The organism is Pseudarthrobacter sp. NPDC058329 (genome assembly GCF_042879835.1).
Lineage (GTDB): Bacteria > Actinomycetota > Actinomycetes > Actinomycetales > Micrococcaceae > Arthrobacter.
The window spans coordinates 1-1,361 of sequence record NZ_JBHVZR010000042.1 but is presented as its reverse complement, the minus strand read 5'-3'; the positions used below and the strand labels follow the sequence as shown (position 1 = coordinate 1,361).

At 62.7% G+C, this 1,361-nt stretch carries 1 protein-coding gene; it reads left to right on the top strand.

The genetic code is table 11. From position 1 onward, the window contains the following. The first annotated feature begins 85 nt into the window (after nt 1–85). The gene (locus tag ACFVYC_RS22310) at nt 86–1,324 is read left to right on the top strand and encodes an IS256 family transposase (RefSeq protein ID WP_387554428.1); all 1,239 of its coding nucleotides are present in this window, start codon (nt 86–88) and stop codon (nt 1,322–1,324) included. Nucleotides 1,325–1,361 lie beyond the last annotated feature (37 nt).

Genomic DNA, 1,361 nt, shown 5'->3' with positions numbered 1-1,361 from the left:
GGGACTGTCTGAATAACGGTGGATCCGTGGTTGGCCTGACACGCCGGGCTTTGCCTGGCGGGAAGGACTGATCATGAGCGACACCATGGATCCCATGGCGACTGATGTGGATCAGCAAGAGTTAGCGCAGCAGCTCCTGGCCCAAGCCAAGGAGCAGGGCATCGACCTCGTTGGCCCTGACGGTTTGTTGAACCGGCTCACGAAGAACGTCCTGGAGACCGCTCTTGAAGCGGAAATGGACGAACACCTGGGATACGAAAAGCACGACGTCTCCGGGCGCGGGAGCGGGAACTCCCGCAACGGCACCCGCACTAAGACCGTGCTGACCGAGATCGGGCCGGTGGAGATCGACGTGCCGCGGGACACCGGCTCAACGTTCGATCCGCAGATCGTAAAGAAGCGGCAGCGCCGGCTAACTGGCGTGGATGAGATCGTGTTGTCGCTGAGCGCGAAAGGGCTCACGACCGGGGAGATCGCGGCCCATTTCGCGGAGGTGTTCAGCGCCAGGGTTTCCAAAGACACCATCTCGCGGATCACCGAGAAGGTCATCGGCGAGATGACCGAGTGGCAGAACCGTCCCCTGGACCGGGTGTACCCGGTGATGTTCATCGACGCGATCCACGTCAAAGTCCGCGACGGGCAGGTCACGAACCGGCCGGTCTACGTCGCTATCGGTGTCACTATCAACGGGGAACGCGACGTCCTCGGGCTGTGGGCCGGGGACGGCGGTGAAGGGGCAAAGTTCTGGCTCTCGGTGCTGACCGAGATCAAGAACCGCGGTGTTGAGGACGTCTGCATCACGGTATGCGACGGGCTCAAGGGTTTGCCCGAGGCGATCACCACGGTCTGGTCCCTGGCGGTGGTCCAGACCTGCATCGTGCACCTGATCCGGAACACCTTCCGGTATGCGGCGCGGCAGTACTGGGATGAGATGTCCCGTGACCTGCGTCCGGTCTACACCGCACCCTCGGAGGCCGCGGCCAAGGAGCGATTCGTGGAGTTCTCGACCAAATGGGGCCGGCAGTACCCGGCGATCACCCGGTTGTGGGAGAACGCCTGGAGCGAGTTCGTGCCGTTCCTGGACTACGACGTGGAAATCCGGCGGGTCATCTGCAGCACCAACGCCATCGAATCCGTCAACGCACGTTACAGGCGCGCGGTCAGGGCCAGGGGCCATTTTCCCACCGAGCAGGCGGCACTGAAATGCCTCTACCTCGCAACCCGGGCACTGGACCCCACAGGCAAAGGCAGGGCACGATGGGCCACACGATGGAAGCCGGCCCTGAACGCCTTCGCCATCAGCTTCGACGGAAGAATCAACTAAATGCCAACCGTGGATCCACCGAAAATCGGACAGTCCC